Origin of the sequence: Neisseria sp. P0014.S009 (genome assembly GCF_051958155.1) — a bacterium.
Classification (GTDB): domain Bacteria; phylum Pseudomonadota; class Gammaproteobacteria; order Burkholderiales; family Neisseriaceae; genus Neisseria; species Neisseria flavescens_C.
In genome coordinates this window covers 23,354-50,188 of record NZ_JBQCVS010000008.1, presented here as the reverse complement: position 1 = coordinate 50,188, position 26,835 = coordinate 23,354, and the positions used below count along the sequence as shown (strand labels likewise).

34 protein-coding genes and 2 tRNA genes are annotated in these 26,835 nt (G+C 46.1%); 5 read left to right on the top strand and 31 right to left on the bottom strand.

The window, feature by feature from the left end; genetic code table 11:
- From ACTHS4_RS07490 to mraZ, 19 genes are all read right to left on the bottom strand, one after another.
- The coding region (locus ACTHS4_RS07490; RefSeq protein WP_440365662.1) for a tetratricopeptide repeat protein at window positions 1–580 on the bottom strand (580 nt) is incomplete at its 3' end.
- A gap of 123 nt (window positions 581–703) precedes the next feature.
- Window positions 704–1,786, bottom strand: a complete 1,083-nt coding sequence (gene mraY, locus ACTHS4_RS07485; protein WP_003685861.1) for a phospho-N-acetylmuramoyl-pentapeptide-transferase — start codon at window positions 1,784–1,786, stop codon at window positions 704–706.
- 101 nt (window positions 1,787–1,887) lie between these two features.
- The gene (locus ACTHS4_RS07480; protein WP_003748282.1) at window positions 1,888–2,037 is read right to left on the bottom strand and encodes a hypothetical protein; all 150 of its coding nucleotides are present in this window, start codon (window positions 2,035–2,037) and stop codon (window positions 1,888–1,890) included.
- Between the two features lie 16 nt (window positions 2,038–2,053).
- Entirely contained in the window at window positions 2,054–2,455 is a 402-nt protein-coding gene (locus ACTHS4_RS07475; RefSeq protein WP_128580140.1) for a hypothetical protein, read from the bottom strand.
- Between the two features lie 32 nt (window positions 2,456–2,487).
- Entirely contained in the window at window positions 2,488–3,855 is a 1,368-nt protein-coding gene (locus tag ACTHS4_RS07470) for a UDP-N-acetylmuramoyl-tripeptide--D-alanyl-D-alanine ligase (RefSeq protein WP_070826295.1), read from the bottom strand.
- A gap of 30 nt (window positions 3,856–3,885) precedes the next feature.
- A complete protein-coding gene (locus ACTHS4_RS07465; RefSeq protein WP_070826296.1) occupies window positions 3,886–4,425 on the bottom strand; it encodes a lytic enzyme in 540 nt (179 codons plus the stop codon).
- A gap of 80 nt (window positions 4,426–4,505) precedes the next feature.
- The gene (locus tag ACTHS4_RS07460; RefSeq protein WP_440365661.1) at window positions 4,506–4,874 is read right to left on the bottom strand and encodes a hypothetical protein; all 369 of its coding nucleotides are present in this window, start codon (window positions 4,872–4,874) and stop codon (window positions 4,506–4,508) included.
- Window positions 4,871–5,314: a hypothetical protein gene (locus ACTHS4_RS07455; RefSeq protein WP_440365660.1), complete on the bottom strand. Its 444-nt coding sequence runs from the start codon at window positions 5,312–5,314 to the stop codon at window positions 4,871–4,873. The genes ACTHS4_RS07460 and ACTHS4_RS07455 overlap by 4 nt, the downstream gene beginning before the upstream one ends.
- A gap of 26 nt (window positions 5,315–5,340) precedes the next feature.
- Window positions 5,341–5,973, bottom strand: a complete 633-nt coding sequence (locus tag ACTHS4_RS07450) for a hypothetical protein (RefSeq protein WP_440365659.1) — start codon at window positions 5,971–5,973, stop codon at window positions 5,341–5,343.
- The gene (locus ACTHS4_RS07445) at window positions 5,948–6,445 is read right to left on the bottom strand and encodes an FG-GAP repeat protein (RefSeq protein WP_141761466.1); all 498 of its coding nucleotides are present in this window, start codon (window positions 6,443–6,445) and stop codon (window positions 5,948–5,950) included. The genes ACTHS4_RS07450 and ACTHS4_RS07445 overlap by 26 nt, the downstream gene beginning before the upstream one ends.
- Before the next feature lie 127 nt (window positions 6,446–6,572).
- The gene (locus ACTHS4_RS07440; RefSeq protein WP_440365658.1) at window positions 6,573–7,040 is read right to left on the bottom strand and encodes a hypothetical protein; all 468 of its coding nucleotides are present in this window, start codon (window positions 7,038–7,040) and stop codon (window positions 6,573–6,575) included.
- A 364-nt stretch (window positions 7,041–7,404) separates the two neighbouring features.
- The gene (locus ACTHS4_RS07435; protein ID WP_070826301.1) at window positions 7,405–7,779 is read right to left on the bottom strand and encodes a hypothetical protein; all 375 of its coding nucleotides are present in this window, start codon (window positions 7,777–7,779) and stop codon (window positions 7,405–7,407) included.
- Window positions 7,725–7,964 (bottom strand): hypothetical protein, encoded by a 240-nt coding sequence (locus ACTHS4_RS07430; protein WP_168167207.1) that lies wholly within the window; start codon window positions 7,962–7,964, stop codon window positions 7,725–7,727. Before ACTHS4_RS07430 ends, ACTHS4_RS07435 begins: the two co-directional genes overlap by 55 nt.
- 111 nt (window positions 7,965–8,075) lie before the next feature.
- Window positions 8,076–8,597: a M23 family metallopeptidase gene (locus tag ACTHS4_RS07425; RefSeq protein ID WP_440365675.1), complete on the bottom strand. Its 522-nt coding sequence runs from the start codon at window positions 8,595–8,597 to the stop codon at window positions 8,076–8,078.
- Window positions 8,598–8,778: 181 nt separating this feature from the next.
- Window positions 8,779–10,257 carry a UDP-N-acetylmuramoyl-L-alanyl-D-glutamate--2,6-diaminopimelate ligase gene (locus ACTHS4_RS07420; RefSeq protein ID WP_070826303.1) on the bottom strand — a complete coding sequence of 493 codons (1,479 nt, stop codon included), beginning with the start codon at window positions 10,255–10,257 and terminating at the stop codon, window positions 8,779–8,781.
- Window positions 10,258–10,283: 26 nt separating this feature from the next.
- Window positions 10,284–12,032: a peptidoglycan D,D-transpeptidase FtsI family protein gene (locus ACTHS4_RS07415; protein ID WP_070826304.1), complete on the bottom strand. Its 1,749-nt coding sequence runs from the start codon at window positions 12,030–12,032 to the stop codon at window positions 10,284–10,286.
- 78 nt (window positions 12,033–12,110) lie between these two features.
- Complete coding sequence (ftsL, locus tag ACTHS4_RS07410) at window positions 12,111–12,374, bottom strand: cell division protein FtsL (RefSeq protein WP_003681879.1); 264 nt, start codon at window positions 12,372–12,374, stop codon at window positions 12,111–12,113.
- Window positions 12,375–12,437: 63 nt separating this feature from the next.
- Window positions 12,438–13,400 (bottom strand): 16S rRNA (cytosine(1402)-N(4))-methyltransferase RsmH, encoded by a 963-nt coding sequence (rsmH, locus tag ACTHS4_RS07405; RefSeq protein ID WP_371460344.1) that lies wholly within the window; start codon window positions 13,398–13,400, stop codon window positions 12,438–12,440.
- Window positions 13,397–13,852 (bottom strand): division/cell wall cluster transcriptional repressor MraZ, encoded by a 456-nt coding sequence (gene mraZ, locus ACTHS4_RS07400; protein ID WP_003748265.1) that lies wholly within the window; start codon window positions 13,850–13,852, stop codon window positions 13,397–13,399. The genes rsmH and mraZ overlap by 4 nt, the downstream gene beginning before the upstream one ends.
- 401 nt (window positions 13,853–14,253) lie before the next feature.
- On the opposite strand from mraZ, the gene ACTHS4_RS07395 reads away from it, so the two are divergent.
- The 3 genes from ACTHS4_RS07395 (at window position 14,254) to ACTHS4_RS07385 (ending at window position 15,670) form a co-directional block, all read left to right on the top strand.
- Entirely contained in the window at window positions 14,254–15,405 is a 1,152-nt protein-coding gene (locus ACTHS4_RS07395) for a class I SAM-dependent methyltransferase (protein WP_371460345.1), read from the top strand.
- Between the two features lie 106 nt (window positions 15,406–15,511).
- A tRNA-Met gene (locus ACTHS4_RS07390) sits at window positions 15,512–15,588 on the top strand.
- Window positions 15,589–15,594: 6 nt separating this feature from the next.
- Window positions 15,595–15,670: transfer RNA gene (locus ACTHS4_RS07385), tRNA-Ala, on the top strand.
- Window positions 15,671–15,809: 139 nt separating this feature from the next.
- Here ACTHS4_RS07385 and ACTHS4_RS07380 read toward each other — a convergent pair.
- The 6 genes from ACTHS4_RS07380 to ACTHS4_RS07355 form a co-directional block, all read right to left on the bottom strand.
- A complete protein-coding gene (locus ACTHS4_RS07380; protein WP_070826306.1) occupies window positions 15,810–16,214 on the bottom strand; it encodes a ClpXP protease specificity-enhancing factor in 405 nt (134 codons plus the stop codon).
- 11 nt (window positions 16,215–16,225) lie between these two features.
- Window positions 16,226–16,831 (bottom strand): glutathione S-transferase N-terminal domain-containing protein, encoded by a 606-nt coding sequence (locus tag ACTHS4_RS07375; protein ID WP_039861850.1) that lies wholly within the window; start codon window positions 16,829–16,831, stop codon window positions 16,226–16,228.
- 214 nt (window positions 16,832–17,045) lie between these two features.
- Window positions 17,046–17,834 (bottom strand): cytochrome c1, encoded by a 789-nt coding sequence (locus ACTHS4_RS07370; protein WP_003748257.1) that lies wholly within the window; start codon window positions 17,832–17,834, stop codon window positions 17,046–17,048.
- Between the two features lie 14 nt (window positions 17,835–17,848).
- Window positions 17,849–19,372, bottom strand: coding sequence for a cytochrome b (locus tag ACTHS4_RS07365; RefSeq protein ID WP_168163289.1), 1,524 nt, complete (start codon window positions 19,370–19,372; stop codon window positions 17,849–17,851).
- 18 nt (window positions 19,373–19,390) lie between these two features.
- Window positions 19,391–19,972: a ubiquinol-cytochrome c reductase iron-sulfur subunit gene (gene petA, locus ACTHS4_RS07360; protein WP_070606098.1), complete on the bottom strand. Its 582-nt coding sequence runs from the start codon at window positions 19,970–19,972 to the stop codon at window positions 19,391–19,393.
- A 123-nt stretch (window positions 19,973–20,095) separates the two neighbouring features.
- Window positions 20,096–20,845 (bottom strand): Nif3-like dinuclear metal center hexameric protein, encoded by a 750-nt coding sequence (locus ACTHS4_RS07355; protein ID WP_440365657.1) that lies wholly within the window; start codon window positions 20,843–20,845, stop codon window positions 20,096–20,098.
- Window positions 20,846–21,020: 175 nt separating this feature from the next.
- Between ACTHS4_RS07355 and ACTHS4_RS07350 the strand changes: the two genes are divergently transcribed.
- Window positions 21,021–21,947, top strand: a complete 927-nt coding sequence (locus ACTHS4_RS07350; RefSeq protein ID WP_003748251.1) for a LysR family transcriptional regulator — start codon at window positions 21,021–21,023, stop codon at window positions 21,945–21,947.
- Window positions 21,948–22,025: 78 nt separating this feature from the next.
- Here ACTHS4_RS07350 and ACTHS4_RS07345 read toward each other — a convergent pair whose 3' ends face one another.
- From ACTHS4_RS07345 to ACTHS4_RS07325, 5 genes are all read right to left on the bottom strand, one after another.
- Entirely contained in the window at window positions 22,026–22,676 is a 651-nt protein-coding gene (locus tag ACTHS4_RS07345; protein ID WP_440365656.1) for a TIGR01621 family pseudouridine synthase, read from the bottom strand.
- A 1-nt stretch (window position 22,677) separates the two neighbouring features.
- Complete coding sequence (locus ACTHS4_RS07340; protein WP_128580150.1) at window positions 22,678–23,256, bottom strand: TMEM165/GDT1 family protein; 579 nt, start codon at window positions 23,254–23,256, stop codon at window positions 22,678–22,680.
- A gap of 290 nt (window positions 23,257–23,546) precedes the next feature.
- Complete coding sequence (locus ACTHS4_RS07335) at window positions 23,547–23,891, bottom strand: antibiotic biosynthesis monooxygenase family protein (RefSeq protein WP_440365674.1); 345 nt, start codon at window positions 23,889–23,891, stop codon at window positions 23,547–23,549.
- 171 nt (window positions 23,892–24,062) lie between these two features.
- Window positions 24,063–24,500, bottom strand: coding sequence for a cytochrome b (locus ACTHS4_RS07330; RefSeq protein WP_070826308.1), 438 nt, complete (start codon window positions 24,498–24,500; stop codon window positions 24,063–24,065).
- Window positions 24,501–24,523: 23 nt separating this feature from the next.
- A complete protein-coding gene (locus ACTHS4_RS07325; protein WP_440365655.1) occupies window positions 24,524–24,979 on the bottom strand; it encodes a hypothetical protein in 456 nt (151 codons plus the stop codon).
- 149 nt (window positions 24,980–25,128) lie between these two features.
- Between ACTHS4_RS07325 and ACTHS4_RS07320 the strand changes: the two genes are divergently transcribed.
- Window positions 25,129–25,572: a MarR family winged helix-turn-helix transcriptional regulator gene (locus tag ACTHS4_RS07320; RefSeq protein ID WP_004518913.1), complete on the top strand. Its 444-nt coding sequence runs from the start codon at window positions 25,129–25,131 to the stop codon at window positions 25,570–25,572.
- A gap of 65 nt (window positions 25,573–25,637) precedes the next feature.
- Here the strand turns inward: ACTHS4_RS07320 and dnaJ are convergent, their stop codons facing one another.
- Window positions 25,638–26,807 (bottom strand): molecular chaperone DnaJ, encoded by a 1,170-nt coding sequence (gene dnaJ / locus ACTHS4_RS07315; RefSeq protein ID WP_070826310.1) that lies wholly within the window; start codon window positions 26,805–26,807, stop codon window positions 25,638–25,640.
- Window positions 26,808–26,835: the final 28 nt, after the last annotated feature.

Below are 26,835 nucleotides of genomic sequence, written 5' to 3'. Positions count from 1 at the left end.
TCAGGCCCAAATTAACTTGGGCACCAGCATACCCTTGTTCTGCCGCCTTGCGATACCACTGCACCGCCTGTGCATAGTCTTGACGGACGCCTTGCCCTTGTGCATACCCATTGCCCAAATCGGTTTGGGCTTGGACTAATCCCTGCTCCGCTGCCTTACGATACCATCTGAACGCTTCGGCATAGTCTTGACGGACGCCTCGCCCTTGGTTATACATATCACCCAAATTATATTGGGCTTGGACTAATCCCTGCTCCGCTGCCTTACGATACCATCTGAACGCTTCGGCATAGTCTTGACGGACGCCTTGCCCTTGTTCATACATCAGGCCCAAATTAACTTGGGCTTGGGCATCCCCTTGTTCTGCCGCCTTGCGATACCACTGCACTGCCTGTGCATCGTCTTGAGGGACGTCTTGCCCGATGGCATACATCACGCCCAAATTATATTGGGCATCGACATTCCCTTGCTTCGCAGCTTGAAGCGTTTTCTGAAAATCCGGCATATTATCCGCCCACACCGCTTGGTTCAAGCCCAAGGCAATCAGGGCGGCTGCAAGCCATTTGACTGTCTGTTTCATGTTTTCTCTCCTATTTCGGTATGGGGCGGTTTTTCAGCCGCCGTTAACGATAAGACGGGACAGATTACCGCCGCAGGTTTGCACGTTCAAATGCCGTCTGAAAGGTGTTCAGACGGCATAGGTTCAGCGAATTTTGAGGGTACTCAAGCCGATCAATACCAAGACGATGGTGATAATCCAAAAGCGGACGACGACTTGGGTTTCTTTCCAGCCTTTTTGTTCGTAGTGGTGATGAATCGGCGCCATCAGGAAGATGCGTTTTTTGGTTCGTTTGTACCAACCGACTTGCAACATAACGGAAATGGCTTCAACAACAAACAGGCCACCCATGATGACGAGGACAAATTCTTGGCGGATGATGACGGCAACGGTACCGAGCGCCGCGCCAAGCGCGAGTGCGCCGACATCGCCCATAAAGACTTGTGCCGGATAGGCGTTAAACCACAAAAAACCGAGACACGCGCCACACATGGCGGTACAGAAAATCACCACTTCGTTTGCGCCGGCAACGTAAGGCAATTGCAGGTACTGGGCAAATTGGGAGTGTCCGCTTGCATAAGCAAAGATGGCAAGGCCGGCGGCAACAAGTACAACGGGGAATGCGGCCAAGCCGTCCAAACCGTCAGTCAGGTTAACGGCATTGGATGTACCGACGATAGTCAAGTAGGACAATACCAAGAAGCCGACTACGCCAAGCGGCAAGGCAACTTGTTTGAAGAAGGGAACAATCAGGATATTGTTGGCAGAGTTTGTCGCAAGGTAGAACAATGCCAAACCGGCAATGATGGCAACGCTGGACTGCCACACCATTTTGAATTTGGCAGACACGCCGTTAGGGTCTTTATAAACCACTTTGCGCCAGTCGTCGTAAAAACCGAGTGCACCGGTAGCAAGCAAGACGCCTAAGAGAATCCAGATATAAGGATTTGCCCAGTTGCCCCATAAGATTGTGGACACGGTAATGGCGGTCAAAATCAGCGAGCCGCCCATGGTTGGCGTACCGTTTTTGATCAGGTGGGTTTGAGGGCCGTCGGTACGGACGGCTTGGCCTACTTTAAGTGCAGTCAGCTTGCGGATGGTCCACGGACCCAACAATAATGAAAATACCAGCGCAGTCAGCGCAGCCATCACGGCACGAAATGTGGTGTATTGAAAAATATTCAGACCGGTTAACCAGTTACTGAAATGTGCGAGCCATAAAAACATGGGGCTTCCTTTTTTGTTTTTGTTGTTACAGCGGGCTTATTGCCCAATTAAAAATCAATCGGTATGCCGTCTGAAATTACAGACGGCCTTGTTGAGTAAGATTATTTCTCTACCACGCAAATCGGATAGTTTCCAGGATTCTTTCCGCCGCCCAAATCCAAGCAGGTATCTTCATAGATAAATGCCTGTACTTTCATTCCGGCATAAAACGCGGCAATCAGCAAACCAGCCAATAGTAAAATCTTTTTCATATTTCTGACGGCCTTCTTAAGTTTTATTTTCTTGAGTCTGAAAATAATCTTTGGGATGTAAACAAAACAAGCTGTAACAAATTACAACACGAATAATGACATCCAACAATGGAAACCCATTCCTAGGGGAAACCAAATAACCGACCATATTGTAGACGATATACAGTATACAGCCATACAGCCACAATCTACGCGCCCAATCCTTACCTCTCCATAGCCCAACAGCACTAACCAACATCAATATCACTTGCACAAGCAAATGAAAATTTCCTAACCAAAATTCAAACCACCCCCAACGTCCACTTGTACTTTCGTATGCTTCGCTTATTGCCTCAAACCCTACATCTTTGATGTACTGCCACACTACAACCGGCCATAAAACTGCTGCCACTACCATCATCCCAACGATAACCTGCAACAGTATAGGCCGTTTCCTTTCCTGTTCCATTTTCAGACAACCTCTTTATCCGTCAGTGCCTCGACCACTTCTTCCATCTTCATAAAGCGCGAGCCTTTGACCAATACAGTAGCGCGTTCAGGTAAATCGTGGCTCAACACTTGGATCAGCGGATCTTTGTCAGCAAACCACAAACCTTCCACGCCAAATGTTTCTGCCGCTTCAACGCTGTTGTCGCCGACAAAATACGCGGCCTCGATGCCTTTATCCCGTGCATACGCGCCAACTTCGGCGTGCATGGCGGCGGCTTCGTCCTCGCCCAATTCGCCCATGTCACCCATCACAAAAATACGCGGCGCAGGCATAGCGGCGAGCACATCAATGGCAGCTTTCATGCTGTCGGGGTTGGCATTATAAGTATCGTCAATCAAAGTCGCGCCTTTAATGCCTTGCTTGATATTCAGACGGCCTTTGATATTACTGAAATTTTTCAGGCCGTCTAAAACTTCGGCAAGGCTCAAACCTGCCGCCAAAGCCAGAGCCGCCGCTGCTACGGCATTATGCACATTGTGACGGCCGGGGACCGGCAGTACCACGGCAACACGTTCATTGCCACGCACCAAATCAAACGCACAAGACAACGGTTTCAACTCAATATTTTCTGCATGGACATCACCACTGGTAACGCCGAAAGTCTGAGCGTTCAATTGCGCAGTAGCAGCTTCAAATGTAGCGATATTGGCATCTTCGCACGGAATCAGCGCAATGCCGTCTGCAAGCAAACCTTCGTAGATTTCACTTTTGGCTTTGGCAATATCGCCGACACCATCAAAACCGCAACCGACATGCGCGCGCAAGGCATTATTGACCAAAGCAACATTCGGACCGGCGATTCGGGTCAGCAAAGACAATTCGCCAAAATGGTTCATACCCATTTCAATGACGGCATAGCGGTGTTTTTCGTTCAATTTCAGCAAAGTCAGCGGCAGGCCGATATGATTGTTGAAATTACCGGCAGTCGCCAACACAGCTTCATTACCGAATCGATGACGCAATACGCCAGCCAACATCTCTTTAACCGTCGTTTTTCCGGAAGAGCCGGTAATGCCGAAGACAAACGGATTCACATTTTCACGCCACGCCTTCGCCAGTTTTTGCAAAGCCACAAGCGTATCGTCAACCTTCAACGCGCCTTTCAAAGCCGCGCAATCTTCGCGCGAAACCACAACCGCCGTTGCCCCCGCTGCCAACACATCTTCAACAAAGTCATGCGCGTCAAAGCGCTCGCCGGCAAGCGCAAAAAATACGTCGCCGTCCTGAATATCGCGGCTGTCTGTAACAATACGCGAAACGGGTTGATTTTCAGACGGCATCGTAAGGCCGAGGGTCTGACAAATAAAATTAAGGTCTAGTGGTTTCATAGTTTTTTTAATTAATAATAAAATGGCTGTTTACTTATCTGAAAATCGATGTTGAATAACCCGATAACCATTATTTCCAACCTTTCCTGTTTTTGCACACAGACTATCTCCGCAACGAACAATATCCGAACTATTAATCCGATTCAGCATATCTGCCTCCAATTTCTTTTGAGAGATAATGTTCGAATAGAAGAAAACCAATGCAATACCACCGAGAACTAACATAGTTAAAGTAAGTGCCATACCCAATACAGTCATTCTAAATATTTTTTGGTTTTCACTTTTAACTGCGCATAAATAAGTATTAAATTCACGCACCTGCTCAACCATCTGTTTCCGTGCATCATCCATATTTTGAGTGTATGCCTTTACTTGGGTAGAAGCGTGATGAAGGATATCATCCCTGACCATATCAACTATCATTTTTCGCTGCTGATTTAAAGAACTATCTAGTTCTTTTTGAATATTATCTACAATTTTCCCACTATTCTCTTTATATTTTTCCATAACCATGACCATATCAATCATCAGGTTTTGTATTTGCTCTGAAGCTCTATCAAGCTCATTCATTATTAATCTCACATGTCAATCCAAACTCCCTATGGATAAACTTCCATAGGGAGACTAAATTACCAATATTCATACAAAAACTATACAGAACGGGAAAAATTCCGCTGTTGTTCTTCTTGTTGCAGCGTATTTCTGCTTTCACGTTCAGTCAATTCTTGCAATTTTGTTTGTTCGATGATACGTCCTTGGATTTTCTCGCTAAAACCAGCAACTTCTTCCTGATTATTTGCTAGAAGCTTTTTGGCATATGAACCGTCAGTATCACTTAGCAAACCTTGAAGCATGGAACGGGTTTCTTCATATTTGGATTGTGAGGTATTAGTATCCTTCTCAGGAAGATTAAGCTTATCATCTTGATGATCTTTACGACCATATCCTTGATTATTATATTTTTCTTGAAGACCATCTGCCCTTTTTATCCACATATTGGCAAATTGTTCAGCAGTCATACTCGTTTTCCCACCATTTTGCTTAACTGAATTTTCTGCTTTTTTTCGCGACATAACAGTAGCCAGTGCATCCACCACATTGTCTTTTGGATGAGATAATAGCGCAGTTGCACCAGTCCATCCCTGCTGATTCCTAGATAATATTCACCAGCAGTTAATTCACGTCCTAATTTTGCTCGCAATTGTGTAGAATTCCTTGCATGATGTTGCCTAACCGCAAGAAATGATTTTTCCAAATCCATAGTTTCATCTCTTGTTACACCATAATCTTTATAAAATTGAGGCATAATTTGAAAATGTCCAGTAGCTCCTGAACTTGCTTTCATATTTGTACCACTTGTACTTTCAATTTCATATATAGCCAGCCATTTAGCAGGATCCTCATTATATTTTAAGGATAAGTTATACAATTTCTTTTGATTTGCATTTAAATTAGCCATCTCAAAACTCCATAATAATTAATAGATTAATTTCCAATTAAGCTCTTTACTGTTTCTTTTACAAAAATATTCCAAGATTGCGAATATTTTTTATCCTTCTTAATTTCAACATCAGAAGGTCGATAAAAATATTCTGCATATGCCTGCGAACGTTGCAATTTACATATAGTAATCCAATTCAATTTTTGTGCTGGAGGAACACTTGCTCCTTGAAACTCATCACAATGTTGAATCTGCTGCTTGAGAAATAATTGATCTTTCCTGATTTCCTCTTTCAACAGCTGGTTATCTGCCCGAGCTAAACTCAAGTTGACATAACGGTTTCCTACATGAAGAAAACCATCTGCTGCCTCGCCATAGCATACATTGACATAATCGTTCCCACTGCCTTGCTCGGGAGATAGCAAGCATTTCTCCAGCTTCCCTGCAATATCTTTTTTAATTTGCGGCAGCGTATCAGCAATAACAGCCATCTTTCCTTTAGCATAAACATCAGTTATCGCACATACAGCAATCAAGCTCAAAACCATTATTTTCTTCATAATATTACCTCTCATATAATTTTCAAATTGAATCAATTCAATAAATGTATTACCCACATACAATCCAAAACCATAACTTTCTCCTTTCAACTTAACATTTCTCTGATGATGACTCACATACCTCAGTCTCTTTTCTCACTAGCTTAACTGCATCATTATGTAATTTATATGTAAATTTATTATATTCACAGCATCCACTTGTTTTACCTACCGTTAAAATATTGCCATTTACCCTGAATAAAGAATTTGTACCAATGGTTAATTGAGAAAGCGGTCGGTTATAAATGAATTTTCCTTTCCGATATAAATAGATGTTATATGACGGACCACCGTAAGCACCTTTTTTTCCTGTTTGAATAATTAAATCATTGACACCATCTCCGTTAATATCTGAGAAAACAATAGAATATTTATCATCTGCATATTTATCATCTAATTTTCCATTATAAACAGCATAATCCAAATTTATCCAAGCAGTATGCAATTTTAAAGTTTGCTTGATTGGCAGGATTTTGATAGATGTGTTTTTACATTCATATAACTTTTCCAAGAATGCGTTACATTGATTAGAAGAAAATCTAATATCCATCCCGTTGGATTTAAATGATTCATCATTAAGAAATATAGCCTTTTGAAGAAGCTTGCAACATTGCAGTTCCACTTACAGCTAACAATAAAAATTTCTTTAAGGTCATACTACACTCCTGTTTAGATTTTCATTTGCTATATAATTCGCTTACTAATGAATCAGGATTAAACTGATCAAAACGAATCTTCTTAAGACTTTTAGGATATTTTTTCAAGTCTGTTACCACATCAACTATTCCAGTATTTGGGTTATTGGCGGTCTGTGTATTTTCCATCTCTGTCAAATACCACTGCCCATTCTTGAATTTACGGAAAGTATAGGTACTATTATGAGAAGTCCCTGCATGTATTTCTTGATAAATGCTAAACTGATTTTTTTGGAATTTGAAAAAATCTTCGCTGGAAAAAAGGTGTTTGGGAGTTTTGGAATATAAAAATATCTTATTATTTTCTGCTACTTTTATAAGCCGTCCATTCTTATTCTTTTCCAAAATAGAAAGAACAAGATTATTCTTTGCAGTTAGTGATTTTATTTTTTCAGGCTTAGTTATTAACAAAGCATCTGTATCCCCATCTCCATCCAAATCATGATACACATAAGCCCATAAATCATCATGTCCAACAAATACTGATAATTCTTTTGGTATGTTTTGTTGCTCTGGCGTAGAAATTTCAGTAGCTAATGCATGACAAAAAAACCATTTAAAGCAAAAAAAGCTGTTAATTTAAGAAATTTCATAGCCAAACTCCATTTAAAACAAAAAATAATTACAAAACAAAACCATAGAAAAACGCACAAAACAATCTAAAAAAATCCCATATCGAATTTAGACAGCCTATCTGCTCCGATGAATCAGTGGATACGGATTCACCGCGCCGCTGGGCAGATACATATATTGCCATCTTAGTTAATTAATTCTTCTTAACGAAATGATATATCTAGATTTTGAATATTTCAGATCAACACTTCCAATGACTTGGACGCGTCAAACTGAACTGAAAAAGTGTATATAACGGGGACATAAAGGGTTCAGAATCAAAATTTGCATCCGCATTCACATAAATAACCGCCCTGTCTTTAAAACTGATTTGATAGGCTTTTTCCGTTTGTATAAATTCGCTTCTACAACCCACTAACTCTTTAACCACATCCTTACCTAAATTGGCTTCCAAAATTTTTTTAAATTTCTGATTTGGCTCTGAATCTGACAAATTAATTGAATCGATATAGCCATTCCTACCAGATATGGTTATTTCACTATCCTTTAAAATTTTTAGCTTTATCTTACTGGAGTTATACATATTCTTCTCTTTTTTATGTTGCCATACTGCCATTTCATACCTTTAATATTATATCGTTCCGCTTCAGTGCCTACTTCAGGCTGTTGTGTGTCTGAAAAAATCAACAATAATTCTTTAAGCTGCATATTCCTCTGAGAGGCTGGAACATTGCTGGGTTTAGCAGAAATATCTATAGAAAATACGATACAAAGCAAACCTAATAATACTCTTCCATTCATTTTTAACTCCTAAAATCAAAAACTTAACGATTATTCATCAAATCTTATTAAAAAATAAATTAACAAGCAAAATATAAGACAATCTAAAAGACTATCTTCAATTCAGACGGTCTATCTGTTCTGATTAATCAGCGGATACGGATTTACCGCGCCGTTCGGCAGATACACGCCGTAATGCAGGTGGGCCGGTGTGGTTCTGGCGTTGCCGGTTTTACCGACATAGCCGATGACCTGTCCTTCTTTTACTCGTTCATACAGGCGGATACGGGCAAATTTATTCAGGTGGGCATAGTAATGCCACGCACCCGGCCCTTGAATACCGATAACTTTACCGCCCAATCGGCTGCGCCCGATTTTGGTCACGATGCCGGGCGTGGTACTGCGTATCGGCGTGTTTTTCTTAGCAAAAATATCCACACCTTCATGCCTGCGCCCCTGACTGCGCGCTGCGCCCCAAGTGTCGTCAAAACGTTTGCCTTTCACAGGATTCGGCAGGCTTTGCTCGGCCGGAGGCTGTTGCGCCCTCAACTGCTCGATTTCGGCAGTAGGACGCGGAAGTTGTTTGGTTGTACAGCCTGCGAATAAAACTACGGCTGCACTGATTAATAAGGTTTTTGTCGGCATTTTCAGCATCAAATCGGTCTCCTTGTTGTTCAGACGGCCTTTCTAAAAAAACCTTATGAAACAAACAACTGTGATGGGTTTAATGGCTGACGTGCCGTAATGCGTGTGTCGTATTGCTTTTATTGTATATGTTTAAATCTTTTTCAGACGGCCTTAAGGTTTCGGGCCGTCTGAACATTTGCGATATGGTCTATCCGCGCTCTGCCAATGCTTTTTCTGCGATTTCAAAATCGGAGAAATGGTGCTTCACGCCTTGTACATCCTGATAGTTTTCATGCCCTTTACCGGCAATTAGAATGATGTCGTTCGCGGCAGCCTGCTCAACCGCATAACGGATAGCAACGGCGCGATCAACTTCGACGCGTTCAGGATTAGGTACGGCAGGCAAAATATCGTTGATGATGTCTTGTGGATTTTCCAAGCGCGGGTTATCGCTGGTTACGACAACTTTATCGGCACCCTGAACTGCTGCCGCACCCATCAATGGGCGTTTGCCGCGGTCTCGGTTGCCGCCACAGCCGAAGACACACCACAAAGCCGCGCCCTGCGGTTTGATTTCCTGCAAGGTGGAGAGTGCTTTTTCCAATGCGTCGGGCGTGTGGGCGTAATCGACGACGACCAAGGGCTTTCCGCTGTTCATGATGCAATCCATGCGGCCTGAAGCAGGATGGATTTTTGCCAATACATCCAAAACGTTATTGAGTGGATAACCGTTGGCACACAGCAAGGCAACGCAGGCGGCGAGATTTTGCGCGTTGAATCGTCCGAGCAGACGGGTACGGCATTTTCCTTCGCCCCATGGTGTTTGGAATATGGCTTCCATGCCGTCTGAAGAAGCGGTGAAATCGGTAATGCGGATATCGGCTTGCTCGCTGAAACCATAGCCATAAACGGCTAAATCGGGACAGTCTTTTTTCAGACGGCCTGCGAGTTCTGCACCGTATGCGTCATCGACATTGATGATGGCGTGTTGCAGACCACGCCAGTAGAACAGGCGCGATTTGATGGCACCGTAGGCTTCCATGGTACCATGATAGTCGAGGTGGTCGCGGGTGAGATTGGTGAAGATTGCACTGCAAAACGGCACGCCGTTGACGCGTGATTGGTCAAGGCCGTGGCTGGAAACTTCCATCGCGGCGGCTGTTGCGCCTTGCTGGCGGAAGCGGTAGAGCAGGGTTTGGACATCGACAGGGGCAGGCGTGGTATGCGTGGTCTCTTCCAATGCACCCCAAAAGCCGTTGCCGACTGTGCCGATAATAGTGGTTTTTTCGCCCAGAAGATCGGCGGCTTGCGCCAACCATTGTGTGATGGAGGTTTTACCGTTGGTACCGGTTACGCCCCAAACTTTAAGGCCGTCTGAAACATTGCCGTAAACCTGTGCCGCCAACATACCGGCGCGATGTTTCAGATCTTTAATGCCTTGATTGGGAACATTCCATTCGGGATTCCATGTAAATTTGCCGTCATCATCCCAAAAAACAAAGGTCGCACCGTTGGCAATGGCAGCAGGAATATAGCTGCGGCCGTCTGTATATTCGCCCTGACAGGCAACGAAAATGTCACCCTGTTTAATTTGTCGGCTGTCTGAATGCAACAAACGCCCTGCTGCGTTTTCACACAGCAGAGGCGGAAAGTTGGTTTCAGCCAAGGGGGTTAACTTGCTGAACATAAACAATATCTCTTTGATTGTTTGGATTATGACGGTACTTTGACAGTAGCAGTATTACTTAAAGGCTTGGTCGGGGAAACGCCCAAGATGTTCAAGCTTCCGCTCATGACTTCTTTGAATACGGGACCGGCAACCACGCCGCCGTAATAGCCGTTGGCAGTCGGTTCGTCGATGGTAACGGCCACAATCACGCGTGGATTTTTAGCCGGAGCAAAACCGATGAACGTACCGACGTGTTTATTGTCCACATAGCGGCCATTGACCAGTTTACGCGCCGTACCGGTTTTCGCACCTACGTCGAAACCATCGACAGCACCTGCGGTACCGGTACCGCCAGCTTCAGTAACAGAAACCATCAACTCGCGCACTTTTTTCGCAGTAGAGGCTTTGATGACGCGCTTGCCTTTAGGTGCAACCGCTTGTTTTTCAAAGCTGACCGGCAACAATTCGCCGTCATGAGTCAAAACAGTATAGGCACGCGCCAATTGCAACAGGCTTAATTGCAGGCCATAACCGAAAGACATGGTTGCCTGTTCGATTTTTTGCCATCTGCGCCAGCTTCTCAACAAACCTGCAGTCTCGCCAGGAAAGCCTGAATGCATGCGCACGCCCACACCTAAATCGTGATAGAAATCGTACATTTCTTTAGGCGTAAACATGGCAGAAAGTTTACTGGTACCGACGTTGGAAGATTTTTGCATAATGCCGCGCACATCCAAAGTAGGATAAACGTGGGTATCCTGCACGGTAGCCGGACCGATTTTGTAAGGCAGGGTATTGAACGTATCGGTTGCATCCACTTTGCCGGAATCCAATGCTTTGGCAATGGTAAACGGCTTCATGGCAGAACCGGGTTCAATCATGTCGGTTACGGCGCGGTTGCGGCGTTGTTCGCTATTGGCCTGACCCGGTTGATTCGGATCGTAAGCCGGGCTGTTGACCAAAGCCAAAATCTCGCCAGTTTGTGCATCCAATACCACAACTGTACCCGCTTTGGCTTTGTGATAAGCCACAGCCTTGTTCAACTCGTCATACGCCAGCGTTTGAATACGCTGATCCAAAGACAAAATCATGTCTTGGCCGTTTTTAGGCACGCTGTTGCGTGGAGAGTCGAGGCTGTCAACGATATTGCCTTTGTTGTCGCGCAATACGACTTTCGCACCATCTTCACCACGCAGGCTGTCTTCACGAGAAAGCTCCAAACCTTCCTGACCTTTGCCATCGATATTGGTAAAACCGATAACGTGCGCAAACAGATTGCCCATCGGGTAATGGCGTTTCAATTCTTTTTGGAATGCAATGCCTTTAATACCCAATGCCTTGATTTCTTCTGCTTTCTCGTAGCTAAGTTGACGTTTCAGATAGATAAAGCCTTTGTCTTTTTTAGACAATTTATTTTTCAAAACTTCAACAGGCACATCGGCAATGGCCGACAGCTTTTCTAATTGTTCTGCAGTCGGCATTTCTTCCATACCGGAAGGCATGGCATACAATGATTCTGTAGGCGCACTCAAAGCCAATGTAGCACCATTGCGGTCGGTAATCATACCGCGTGATGCCGGCAGCGGAAGCGTACGCACAAAACGTTGGTCGCCCTGATTTTTCAAAAATTCATGCTGACTGGTTTGCAGATAAACCCCGCGCACCAACAGACCGGTAAATGCCAGCGCAACAGCGCCCAGCACCAAACCGATTCGTCCGTTACTTGTCAGCGGCTTTTTCGTTTTTGTTGTTCCAGACAGCATTTGAGGTTTATATTCGTTCTTAATTAACATGTTGAACTTCTCATGACTTAGCTGCTCAGTGAGCCATCAAATCCCGTAAATCTTGCACCAATGCAAGGCTCTGTATTCTTATTTTTTGCGTTCCAGCATAGCCGTATTATGCGCACCCGGCGGAAGCAGATGTTGCTTTTCGGCCGCCACTTTAATCAGTTTGTGGTTTGCCAGCCTAGCCTGCTCCAATTTCAAGCGCGCGTAATCCTGTTCCAACTGAATTTCCCGTTTTTGCGCCTTATCCAACTCGATAAAATGCAAACGGGACTGGTTTTGCTTAAACACTACGGCAAAGGCTGAGACCGTCACCAAAACCAGCAATAAAATATTCAACTTACCCATCTCAAACTTTCAGACGGCCTGATAACAGGACTATCTCTTACGACAGCGTTCAGACGCCATCCCCTACTCAATAACCGAAAATTCGCCACTGCTTCGCTCCGCCACACGCAAAACTGCACTGCGCGCACGCGGATTGGCTTCAGTCTCTGTCGAACCCGGTTTGATTGCTTTGCCCACAGCCTTCAAAGGCGGCTGAGGCAAATCCGCTTCCTTGACCACTGCCCAACGGGGCAATGGCGCATGTTGCGAATATTTTTTAATAAACTGCTTCACAATTCTGTCTTCCAGCGAATGGAACGCAATGACAGCCAAGCGCCCACCCTCTTTCAGACGGCCTGCAACTTGCGGCAAAACTGCCTCTACCTCTTCGAGCTCGCGGTTAATAAAGATGCGAACTGCTTGGAAGGTGCGCGTTGCAGGGTCTTGTCCGCGCTCACGAGTACGGACGTTTTGCGCCACAAGCTGCGCCAACTTGCGGGTTGTATCGATGGGACTCTCCTCGCGTTGCGCAACAATGGCGCGCGCAATCTGGCGACTAAACCGCTCTTCACCATAATTCTTAATTACCTCGTGTAAATCCTGTTCGGATGCGGTTGCAATCCATTCTGCCGCAGACATCCCGCGGGTCGGATCCATCCGCATATCCAACGGCGCATCAAAGCGGAAACTGAATCCGCGGCTGCCATCGTCAATTTGCGGCGACGAAATCCCCAAATCGAAAAGCGCACCGTCAATCTTATCGATGCCCAATTCATCCAAGGCCGTCTGAAATGTCTCAAAACCATTGTGTACGACACGGACACGTTTATCTTGCGCCGCCAGCTCATTGGCTACCGCAATTGCCTCAGGGTCTTTATCAAAAACAACCAAACGACCCTGCTCACCCAAACGCGACAAAATCAGCCGGGAATGCCCTCCCCTACCGAACGTACCGTCCACATAAATCCCGTCTTCACGGATTGCCAACGCATCCACCGCCTCATGCAACAAGACAGTAACATGCTGATAATTTTCAACTTTACTCACAATTGCAAATCCGTTTGACTCAATTGGAAAGCCAATTCGTCAGGATCGATATCCAAAGCCTGATTCATTTCCTCTTCCCAATGTTCGCGGCCCCACAACTCCATACGGTTTGCACGACCAACCAAAGTAACTTCTTTTTCAAAATCCACGCGTTTACGCAGATTCGCCGGAATCAAAACGCGTCCGGCGCTATCCCACTCCAAAATCTCCGCATTGTGCAGCAGCAGATTCTGATACCGTTGCAAAGACTCATTGCCGGCCACTTTCAACTTCAAAATCTGCTCGGCTTTTTCTTCCCAAACGGGCTCGGGGTACATCAATAATTTTTTTCGGGAATCCAGAGTGACCACAATTGCAGGCGTATAACGGCGCAGCAAAATATCGCGGAATTTGGCAGGAATCGCCAACCGCCCTTTACTGTCCATACTCAATTCATGAGCACCGCCAAACACATCACACCCCAAATTCGATTAAAATAAAACAGAGTGGGATTAAAAATCCCACCTTCCTAAAATATTTCGTTTTCACTTTCACGGAACACTTTTTAGGAAAAAGTAACCACTTTCACCCACTATGCCCCACTAACCGACACTATAAGAAATTTTGGCAATCAGGTCAAATCAACCCTTTATCTGAAATGAAACACTAAATGCTTAAAATTCAATAGGTTATATATATAGAAATGCATGACAAATTGATATTTCAGTCATTCCATATAGCATAAAACACTATATATAGTATTATTTGTATTCTTAAAATACTACATATAGTATTTTTATACCCAATTACCACCCCTCTCACAAGGGGCTATAATATACAAACAAATTCAAATTTTTTACATTATCTAACAGTCATGAAGCCACAACTCCCCCTTCCTTCCCCTGATGCACAAGCCTCTTCAGCACACCTGACGAAGCTCATAAAAAACGAAATTGAACAACATCAAAACTGGATACCCTTCTCCCGTTTTATGGAGCTTGCCCTTTACACACCTCAATACGGTTATTACAGCGGAGGCAGCCATAAAATTGGCATGGACGGCGACTTCATCACTGCCCCCACCCTCTCCCCCCTATTCGGACAAACCCTTGCCAAACAACTTGCCGAATTATTGCCACAAGCAGCAGGCAATATCTACGAATTTGGTGCAGGTACAGGACATCTCGCTGCCACACTCTTGCAAAACCTTTCAGACGGCCTGAATCATTACTATATTATCGAACTATCATCAGAGCTTGCAGAGAGACAACGCCAACATATTCTTGAACATACTTCCCCTGAAGCCGCCGCAAAAGTCATCCACCTCACCGCATTACCCAAATACTTTGACGGCATCATCATCGGCAACGAAGTATTGGATGCCATGCCGGTTGAACGCTTGATTTATCAAGATGAAGGATTTCAACAAATCGGCGTCAGCCTAGAGAATGACGAGCTAATCGAAGCCATCAGACCATTGGCCCAAGCCGAACTTACACAAACAGCCACCTTGTACTTCCCTCCTCTCCCTTCATACACAAGCGAGCTGCATCCAGCACAATATGCCTTTATCCAAACCCTGGCCGCCAAATTGCAGCGCGGCGGCATGATATTTATCGATTACGGCTTCGATGCCGCTCAGTATTACCATCCGCAACGCAAGGAAGGCACATTCATCGGCCACTATCGTCACCACACTATCCATGACCCTTTTTTCAATATCGGTCTGACCGATTTGACTGCGCACGTCAATTTCACCGATATTGCACGCGCCGGTACAGAGTCAGGTTTGGATTTAATCGGCTATCTGCCCCAATCTTATTTCCTGCTTAATCTCGGCATCACTGATCTACTGACACAAATCGGCAGCCCAGATTCAGTTGAATACATCCAAGCAGCCGCCGCAGTACAGAAACTGATCCATCAGCACGAAATGGGCGAACTTTTTAAAGTGATCGCTTTTGGCAAAAACATCGATATCGACTGGGCAGGCTTTAGCCACGGCGATATTTGCCATAAGCTATAGCCTGACAACCTACTTTTTATTTTTTAAAAACAATAAGAAATAAAAAAAACCAAAATTAGTGCTTGCCAAATATTCAAAAAAAACTATAATAGCGACTTCACGAAACGGCGAATTAGCTCAGTCGGTTAGAGCAGAGGAATCATAATCCTTGTGTCCGGGGTTCGAATCCCTGATTCGCCACCAAATTTCGGGGGTATAGCTCAGTTGGTAGAGCGCTTGCATGGCATGCAAGAGGTCAGCGGTTCGATCCCGCTTACCTCCACCACTAAACAAAAAAGCTCTTGTTAAACGCAAGAGCTTTTTTGTTTGGCTTAATTAATAACTGATTGCTCATTAATTTTGCCATTTCAACACCTAATTAATAAAGGCCGTCTGAAACATTTCAGACGGCCTTTTGTCTTTAATTACTTCACAAGCTTCAATACTTTTTTCGGCTTTTCTTCCGCAGATTCAGCTTTTTTATCTTTGGCCTCCGCAGCTTCAACAGAAGCAGGCTGATATGGTTCTACCTCAAACCCCATACCCTCTCCACTTTCGCGGCCAAATATACTGACAATATGACCGACCGGAATCCAAATCTCGTGTGCCACGCCGGAAAAACGCGCAGAGAAATTGACCCATTCGTTGTCGATATTCAAGTTATGACTGGCGGTAGGACCGATATTTAAAACAATTTCATTATCGCGAACATACTGCATCGGCACACGGGTATGTTCATTTACCCAAGCTACGATATGCGGTGTTTGGTTATTGTCCAAACACCATTCATACAAAGCACGCAACAAATACGGTTTGGTTGAAGTTGCCATAGATCCATCCCTTAACGACGCATGGCTTTTTCAGCCGGCGTCAATGCTTCAATAAAGGCTTCGCGTTGGAAAATACGCTCGGCGTACTTCAGCAAAGGCGCAGCAGATTTACCCAGTTTGATGTCGTAATAGTCCAAACGCCACAACAGCGGAGACAAGGCAACATCAATCATGGAGAAGTCATCGCCCAAGATGTATTTGTTTTTAGTAAAAGACGGTGCCAACAATGTCAAACCATTGCCAATGGCTTCACGCGCTTTAGCTTGTTCTTTATTGGTAGATTCAGGGTTTTCCAACACTTGCACTAAGCTGAACAATTCTTTTTCCATGCGGTACAGCACCAAACGGCCGCGACCGCGCATAACAGGATCACCCGGCATCAACTGAGGATGAGGGAAACGCTCGTCAATGTATTCGTTGATAATGTTTGATTCGTGCAAAATCAAATCACGCTCAACCAGAACCGGTACTTGGTTATACGGATTCATCAAAGCCAAGTCTTCAGGTTTATTGAACACGTCCACATCTTTGATTTCAAAATCCATGCCTTTTTCGTACAACACAAAACGGCAGCGTTGGCTGAATGGACAAGTAATACCCGAATACAAAGTCATCATAATCTTCTACTCCTAATCAATCTTTTCAGACGGCCTTAAGCCTTATAAAAATTTAGAAAGAATTATACATAATTTCAAACACTTAATCCAGAAATTTAAAATAACACACTGTTTACATTAAGTAATTTTTAGATTTGCATTGATTCGACATAAATTGATTAAGCAAACAAAAAAGGCAAACCTGAAACAGGTTTGCCTTTTTGATTCAAAAGAATTAATGAACGTCTTTCCAGAATTCTTTTTTCAGGAAGTACGCCAACGGCAACATTACGGCAAACAGGAATGTCAAAACCATGTAACCGATACGGTGGCGTTGCAATTGAGCAGGTTCGCCCATGTATACCAGGTAGTTTACCAAATCGCGCACATAAGCATCGTACTCTTTTTGGATTACTTTACCGTTAGGCAGACGACGGCTATGCAGACCGGTAGATTCCCAATACAGTTTAGGAGTCAGGTTGCCGTGCTCGTCTTTAATCATAACGGGCTGACCTTTGGCATCCAACTCAACGGCTTGAACACCTTGTTGCTCCCACAATGGGTGAGGCATACTCGCGCCGGCCAAAACGGTATTGTTCCAACCGGTCGGACGAGTTGGGTCTTTATAGAAGCCGCGCATATAAGCGTACAGGTAGTCTGCACCTTTAGAACGGGCGATCAGGGTCAAATCCGGTGGAGGCGCACCCAACCATTTGGAAGCATCTTTCGGATCCATTGCCGCTACCATGACATCGCCAACATTGTCTGTTGTAAACATCAGGTTTTTCTTGATTTCATCTTCAGTCAAACCGATGTCTTTCAGACGGTTGAAGCGCATACCGCTTGCAGAGTGGCAAGACAAACAGTAGTTTGTAAAGATTTGCGCACCGTGCTGCAGGCTGACTTGGTCACGCAGGTCGATATCGACTTTTTCATAGTTTGCATGGCCGCCGCTGGCGACGGCTGCACTCATAGGCACTGCCAGCAATAAGGCAGCAAACCAGTTTTTCAGAGTTTGTTTCATTTTCGCTGCCCTCATCAGATATTGGTTGCAAACAAGTAAGCACCAACAACGGTAATACCGACATAAACAAAGAACATAATTTTTTGTTTAGTAGTGCTCATGGTTACGCGTTCAGGCGTAGCTTTTTCGCTATTAAACGCATTTAGGAATGGAATAGCTGCAAAGAAAACAGTGTAAGCCAGAACAAACGCCTTAACGATGTAATTTGGCAAGACTGCAACTAAATACAGGTTATAAATAATTAAAGCTGCATAAACAAACAGGCTAATTAAATATTTAATACCACCAGCTTTTTCAGCCAACCATTTAGGGTTTGTATGCAAAGGCATACCGATGAAGAACAAGAAATAGAATGCACTGAATGCGCGAGCAAAAGCTGTACGAGTATCATCTGCTACCAATGCACCCAGAATGCCTAAGCCGATAAAAGATACAACAAACAACGCCAACATTACTTTGAAAGAGTTGTTGCGGTAACGAACAGATTTTACAGGTGACTTATCCAGCCAAGGCAACAAGGCAATCAATACAACTGCTGCACCCATGCCGATTACACCCCATACCTGAGTACCTGCCATCGAAGGAATCGCACGCAGAATTGCGTAGAATGGAGTGAAGTACCATACCGGCGCAATGTGCGGAGGTGTTTTCAGCGCATTCGCTGCATCGAAGTTTGGCGCCTCGAGGAAGTAGCCGCCGCCTTCAGGTGCAAAGAACAACACAGAACAGAAGACAATCAGGAATACAACGACGCCCAAGATGTCTTTAACGGTGTAGTAAGGATGGAATGGGATACCATCGCGTGGGATACCGTTTTCGTCTTTGTTTTTCTTGATTTCAACGCCGTCAGGGTTGTTAGAACCCACTTCGTGCAGGGCGATGATGTGAGCCACAACCAAGCCGAGCAATACCAAAGGTACAGCGATAACGTGCAGGGCGAAGAAGCGGTTCAGAGTAACGTCGGAAACGTTGAAGTCACCACGAATCCAAGTGGACAAATCAGGACCGATAACAGGGATGGCGGAGAACAGGTTAATAATTACCTGCGCACCCCAGAAGGACATTTGACCCCAAGGCAACAGGTAACCCATAAAGGCTTCTGCCATCAATGCCAAGAAAATCAGGGAACCGAAAATCCACACCAATTCACGAGGTTTTTTGTACGAACCGTAAATCAGGCCGCGGAACATGTGCAGATAAACGACGATGAAGAAGAAAGATGCGCCGGTGGAGTGCATGTAGCGGATAATCCAGCCGCCGGAAACGTCGCGCATGATGTACTCTACTGCGGTAAAGGCAGCAGGCAGATGGTAGGCGTTAAGGTTGCCGTCCGGTTTGTAGTTCATGGTCAGGAAAATACCGCTGACGATTTGAATCACAAGGACAAGCAGGGCCAAAGAGCCGAAGTAATACCAGAAGTTGAAGTTCTTCGGCGCATAGTATTGAGCCAAATGCTCATTCCACATTTTAGACAGAGGGAAGCGAGCGTCCATCCAGCCTAACAATGCTTTTGCTTTGCTATTGGTTTGGTTTGCCATAATTATCGTTCCTTATTTTTAGTCTTCGCCCACCAAAACAGTTGTATCGCTCAGATATTTGTAAGGCGGTACAACCAAGTTGGTCGGTGCAGGAACACCTTTGTATACTCGGCCTGCAATGTCAAATTTCGAACCGTGGCAAGGGCAGAAGAAACCGCCTTTCCAGTCTGCGCCCAAGTCGGCGGGAGCAATGTCGGGACGGTAAGTCGGAGAGCAACCCAGGTGAGTACAGATACCGATAGCGACGAGGAGGTTCGGCTTGATCGAACGGTGCTCGTTTTTAGCGTATTCCGGTTGCTGATCCACTTCGGAATTAGGATCGACAACTGCGCCATCCAAACTTTTCAAGTCTTTGAGCTGTTGATCTGTGCGGTTGACCAGCCAAATCGGTTTACCCTGCCATTCGGCAGTCAGCATTTGGCCTGCTTCGATTTTGCTGACATCTACTTCGACAGCAGCACCGGCAGCCTTAGCTTTCTCCGATGGGAAGAAGCTGGCCACGAAAGGCGTAGCTACGCCCAGAGCCGCCACACCGCCTGCACCGCAAGTAGCCAGTGTCAGGAAACGGCGGCGACCGTTGTTGATTTCTTGATTATCCATTATTCAGTCGTCCTAAAATTTTGGGAATACCGAGCCATTAAACAGCGTAATTCTACCTAGTTTGTTGTAATACTCAAAGCATTATTTAAAATAAGGTAAAGTTTTTATGATATTGCTCAATACTCAAGCAGGATTGTTTTCATCAAAGTGAACCACTTCGATACCGAATTTTTCTGCCACGGCATCGCCTAAGGCGCGGACGCCGTAACGTTCTGTCGCGTGGTGGCCTGCGCTGATAAACGCCACACCCGTTTCATTGGCAAGGTGATATTGCGCTTCGGAAATCTCACCGGTCAGATACGCATCGACACCTTCGTCTACGGCCGTCTGAAAAAATCCCTGCGCACCGCCGCTACACCAGGCAATGCGTTTGATTTCACGTTCAAGATCGCCGATAACGGTCGGCTTGCGGCCGAATACCGCCTCGATGCGTTCAGACAACTGCGCCAGCGTTTGCGTGGTTTTCAGACGGCCTGTATTCAACAGGTTTTGCTCGCCGAATTGTTTTTCGAGCACCCAATCGAGTTTCTCGGCCAACTGCGCGTTATTGCCTAGTTGCGGGTGCGCGTCCAGCGGCAGGTGGTAGCCCGCCATATTGATTTGGTGTTGCAGCAAGGTTTCAATGCGTGCTTTTTTCCAACCGGTAATCGTGACAGGCTCGCTTTTCCAAAACATACCGTGATGGACCAAAAGCATATCCGCCCCCTGCGCTACGGCAAAATCGATTGCAGCTTTGCTGGCGGTAACCGAAGTGGCGATTTTGGCAATTTCTTCTTTGCCTTCGACCTGCAAACCGTTGGGCGCATAGTCCTTAAACAGCCCGACCTGCAATGTCTCATCACACCAAGCCAGAATTTCGCGGCGTAAAGCCATATTCCGCTCCTTATATCTATCTTCAAAAACAGCTTCGCATTCTAACCGCAAAATCTGTTTATGCCTCAAATCCTTACATTCCGATTTCAGCAATCATTCCCAACATTAATCATTTGCACATCATCATGAATTATTTTAATATACCCCACCTTACCCACAGGCCGTCTGAAAACACATGGACTCTATTATCGAATTGCGTCATCTCAAAACCTTGCTGGCTTTAGAAGAAACCGGCAGCGTTTCCCTTGCCGCCAAACGGGTTTTCCTGACCCAATCTGCCCTGTCGCACCAAATCCGCGCCTTGGAAAATTATTACGAAACGCCGTTGTTTGAACGCAAATCCACACCTTTGCGCTTCACACCGGCCGGTATGCGCCTATTGCAACTGGCGCGCGAGCTGTTGCCGCAGGTTGCCGCCGCCGAACGTGATTTGGTGCGGATTATCGAAGGCGAAGCGGGCGAACTCAGACTTGCCGTCGAATGCCACACCTGCTTTGACTGGCTGATGCCTGCCATGGGCGAATTCCGCCCGTTATGGCCGCAAGTTGAATTGGACATCGTTTCCGGTTTCCAAGCCGATCCGGTCGGACTATTGCTGCAACACCGCGCCGACCTCGCCATTGTTTCCGAAGCCGAGCCGCTCAACGGTATCAGCTACCGCCCTCTGTTTGCCTATGAAATGGTTGGCATCTGCGCAGAAGACCACCCGCTTGCCGACAAAGACGTTTGGGAAGCGGAAGATTTTATCGACGAAACCTTGATTACTTATCCCGTCCCCGATGAGATGCTGGATTTGCCCAAAAAAGTGCTGCTACCCAAAGGCATTAATCCGCCGCGCCGCCATAGCGAGCTGACCATTGCCATTATTCAATTGGTTGCCAGCAAACGCGGCATCGCCGCCCTGCCCTATTGGACAGTCATGCCGTATTTAGAAAAAGGCTACGTCGTCCACCGCAAAATCACTTCAGACGGCCTGCAAAGCAAACTTTATGCCGCCATTCGTACGGAAGATGCCAACAAAGGCTATCTGGACAACTTCTGCCAAATCACGCACGACCGCTGTTTTGCCGACTTGCCGGGTTTGAGCGAATTGGAAATGTAAACTTGAAATAATCAAAAGGCCGTCTGAACAATTTTCAGACGGCCTTTTTTTTTCATACATACAAAAATCTCACTGCTTCTATTCCGACTCATCCGAACCCAAACACGCCGACAAATCGATTTCAGACGGCCATGTTTTATCAGGCGCAACCCGAATATCGAAATGCTCGCTGCGATAGTCGAAAACCAAACGCCAAGCATGCAGAAACAGATGTCCCGCCTCATCGCCGCCATACAGCGTATCGCCCAAAATCGGACTGCCTATGCTTTTCATGGCCACGCGCAGCTGATGGGTTTTTCCGGTAAACGGTTGCAACACAAACAGGCGCAAACCGGGCTTCAGGCTTTGGCTGCTGAAATGGGTAACGGCAAAATTATCCTCGTCTCGCGTCAGCTTCCATGTACCGCGCCGCGAACGCACCATACCGCCTTTCACCCAGCCCTGCTTTTTCGCCGGCTTGTGCGTACCGAGTGCCAAATAAGTTTTACGCATGGTTTTTTCGGCAAACTGCGCCGACAAAGCGGCCGCGCTGTCGCGGTTGAGCGCAAGCAGCAACAGGCCGCTGGTGGCTTTGTCCAAACGGTGAACCAGCCACACGCGTTCAACGCCGAGCTGCTGCGCTAGCGAAGCGGTCAGGCAAACATCTCCTTCCAATTCGCTGTGCACCGATACACCGCAAGGCTTATTGATGACTACAAAGTCTTCGTGTTCAAAAACAATGTCCCACATTTCAGACGGCCTTCAACACAATACCGTCACCAAGCAGGGTCAAAATACCCAGCAGGCAGAACAAGATACATGCAGTAATACGCACTGCTTTGGCCGGAATCTTGCGCATCAGCATTTCGCCCAAATACACGGCAGGCACAGAAGCAATCATCAAACCGGCAATACTGCCGACCACAACCAGCAGGATAGATTGGTATTTTGCCGCCAAAAGAACCGTCGCAATTTGCGTTTTATCGCCGATTTCCGCCAAGAAAAACAGGACGACCGTCGCCGTAAATGCGCCGTATTTCAACCATTTGCCATCAGGGTCTTCGTCTTTATCCGGCAACAGCAGCCATAATCCAACCGCAATAAAACTGCCGCCGACCACCCATTTCATGACTTCGGGCGAAATAGCAGATGCCAGCCAGACACCGAGTGCGGCTGAAACAAGATGGTTCAACAGGGTTGCAATAAAAATACCGGCAACAATCGCGTTTTTGTGGGCAAAACGTGCTGCCAAAAAGAGCGCGAGCAATTGCGTTTTATCGCCAATTTCGGCAATAGCAACGCCCAGCGTCGAGGAGAAAAAAGCTTCCATGATTTAAGATACTCAACCGAAAAGCGGGCAAACAAAAAGCGCTGTGCATACCGCCCGCAAGGGTATGGACAACGCTTACGTCTTGCCTGTCTTCCGATAAAGCAGAGAAGATACCGCTGCCACGGCCGCACAAGCCGATTATGTTGACAACGGTTTCGGCATTGCGCCGAATGGCTACTCCCGTAAGAGTGAAGCGCGGATTGTAAGGCAAACTATGGCTTAAAGCAACAAAAAGAAAAACAAAAGGCCGTCTGAAACCCAATGTAAAGCAGGTTTCAGACGGCCTGCGATTACTTGCCGCATACTTCAAATTTACGGCCGAATCCTTTGCCATTATATCTGCCAAAACCATGCGGCATATCGTTTTCAATCACTTTAAACAAACCCGGGCTGGCTGTAACCCCTTCAGGCATATTATCCGGCAGGGCCTGACGCATCTTGGCAGTAGCGGCTTTAAAATCTTCCATATTGCACCAACGGGCTACGTTGACCAAATGATATTTACCGTTTGGATCTATATTTTGGTGCAGGCGCGTAGCTATATAGCCCGGCTGGGTTTTCAAAAAATCACGCGCTTTTTGCCAAGAAGCCAAAGCTTCGGCTTCTTTACCCTGTGGCACTTCAAAAGTATTAATGAGGACGACACTGTTTTGAAAGGCCTCACATTTTTCCTGCTACTGTTTGGCATTTGCAGTACAACCGACAGCGACAGCGACAAAGGCAGTGGCAGCAGCGGCAATCAGAGCTGTTTTTTTACGGATATTCATATGGATAGATCCTTATAGGTTTGAATTGATGTGAGATATTTAATCTCTTCCGAACATTCGGGGCATTACGGATTCGCCTTTGATGTAGTGGTAAACGACCATGCCGATATGTCCCAAAGACAAGAACAACAACGAAAATGCCAGTGCTCCGTGAATCTGCCCTTCCTGAGTAATTTGTCTCATAACACCTGTGACTGGAACGGCAAGCATCAGGAGATACATTGCCCAATGTCCAAGTTTGGCAGCCATACTGCCAACCGGTCGATTGCTGGACTGGCGGATTGCCCGCATCACACGCCAAGCAGACAATATCAGCAGAAGAAAGCCAACCACCTTATGAGGATTAGTCAAAAACTTCAGACTTTCATCCATATTCCAAGCAATGGCGGTTGCAAACATAAACAGATAGCAGGCCGCCATAGTCCAATGCAGAAAGCGGGTTGTAGTGCCGTAACGTTGCGGAATATCAGGTTTCATGATGTTTTCTCTTAAATTAACAATTAAATGGATTTCAATTTGGGTTTACGGATAGAAAATCCGTCTTTCATGCTCAGTCCCAACAGCGTCAGATTAGCTATACCGGCAATCAGTTCTACGATTTGAACGATATAAAACACGCTGTCAAACTGTCCGGCAGAAGCGTGGTTATTCAAGAAAAAGGCACAAGGCAGCAAAATCAGCATTCCGTTGGCAGCGATAAACGGCATGCGTCGGCGTTTCGCGGCAATCGCGGCGTGTTTGCTTTTGCCGCCCATTTTCATGCCTGTTGCGCCTGCGGTTGCCATGCAGGCAATCAACCCGAACAGCGCATAAACAATGGTTTGCTTCACGGCGGCGACAGTTTCGTGCGAGCCGAAGAGTTCGCTGAACACGGTGCTGCTCCAAAACGAAGCGATGAATAAAAATGCACCCACCCCTGTGGCGGCGTGGATTTTGCATAAAGTATTGCGGTTCATTATGGTTTCCTTGAACATTTGAGAGAGGTCGTCTGAAAACATTTAAATAGCAAGCTATCGAGTTGAAATAAGTATAGCGTGCTATGAATTAAGATAGCAAGCTATATTTGTGATATAATCCGCAACAATCTGATTTTAAAGGAAACAAAGTGAACGAAGTTTTCAAAACTGAATCGGCAGGCTATCTGATGAACCACATTGCCCGCCAATTTGCCATTTTATTGAGCGAAGGCTTAAAACCACTGGGGATTGCGCCTGCACAATTTCCAATTTTGATCGAGCTATGGAATAAAGACGGCTTGAGCCAACAGGAATTAGTTGAGCGTGCCGATTTGAAGCAGGCAACGATTGCCAACACTCTGGCACGGATGGAGCGAGACGGATTGATTACACGGGAGCCTAATCCTGAAGATGCACGCAGCCGTTTGATTATGCTGACAGAACACGCGCGTGCTTTACAATCAAGCTCCACCGAAATTGCCAAAGCCATCAACCAAGAATCCTTGGCGGATCTGTCGGCAGACGAGCAGAAGCTGTTTTTGGAAATGGCACAGAAGATTATATTGAAGCAACAAAAGATGATAAAAGTCTGAAAAATATAAAAAAGGCCGTCTGAAACTTAATGTAAACAGGTTTCAGACGGCCTTTTTCACAGCGATTAATTATCGGAGAACAAATCGCCTACTTTTTCGCCTACTTTTTCCCAAAACGATTTTTTGCGCGGGGTTTGGCTGAGATTGAGGCCGGAAGAGATTTTTTCAAATTCTTCCAGCAACTCTTTCTGACGGTCGGTCAGGTTGACCGGTGTTTCAACCAAAATGTGGCAGTACAAATCGCCGGTCGAGCTGGAACGCAGAGACTTGATGCCTTTGCCTTTCACGCGCATACGGCGGCCGGTTTGCGTTTCTTTCGGAATGTGCAGTTTGACTTTGCCGTCCAAAGTCGGCACTTCGACTTCACCGCCCAATGCGGCAATGGCAAAGCTGATCGGCAGTTCGCAATGCAGGTCCAAGCCGTTGCGCTCGAAGATTTTGTGCTGTCTTACGCGGACATTGACGTACAAATCGCCTGCCGGTGCACCGTGTTGACCCGGCTCGCCCTCGCCGCTCAAGCGGATGCGTTGACCGTCGTCGATGCCTGCCGGAATGTTGACTTCAACCGTTTTGCTGGTTTTGGTGCGGCCTTCGCCACGGCATTTGACGCAAGGATCTTTGATTTCTTTGCCTGTGCCGTGACAAGTCGGACACGTCTGCTGCATTTGGAAAATGGCTTGGCGGACGTGTACCGTACCTGAGCCATGACAGGTCGAACAAGTCGATGCGGATGTGCCCGGCTTAGCACCTGAGCCGTGGCAGACATCACATTCTTCGTAAGTCGGAATGTTGATGCGTTTTTTCACGCCTTTGGCGGCTTCTTCAAGCGAAATCTCTATGCCGACCTGCAAGTCCGTGCCGCTGTAATCCGGCTGACGGCCGCCTGCGCTGCCGCCACCGCCGAACATTTGGCTGAAAATATCAGAAAAATCGAAGCCTTGCGTGCCACCGAATCCGCCTTGGCCGCCGAAACCGCCAAAGCCACCGAATCCGCCCGCACCTGCGCCCTGTTCAAACGCGGCATGGCCGTATTGGTCGTACATGGTACGTTTTTCCTTGTCAGACAAGGTGTCATAAGCTTTTTGGACTTCTTTAAATTTTTCTTCCGCTTCTTTGTTGTCAGGGTTGCGGTCGGGATGGTATTTCATTGCCAGCTTGCGGTAGGCTTTTTTGATTTCATCGTCGCTAGCGCTGCGGGCAACACCAAGGGTTTCGTAAAAATCTTTATTGCTCATAATTTTGATAGTGTTAAGAATGAATTCA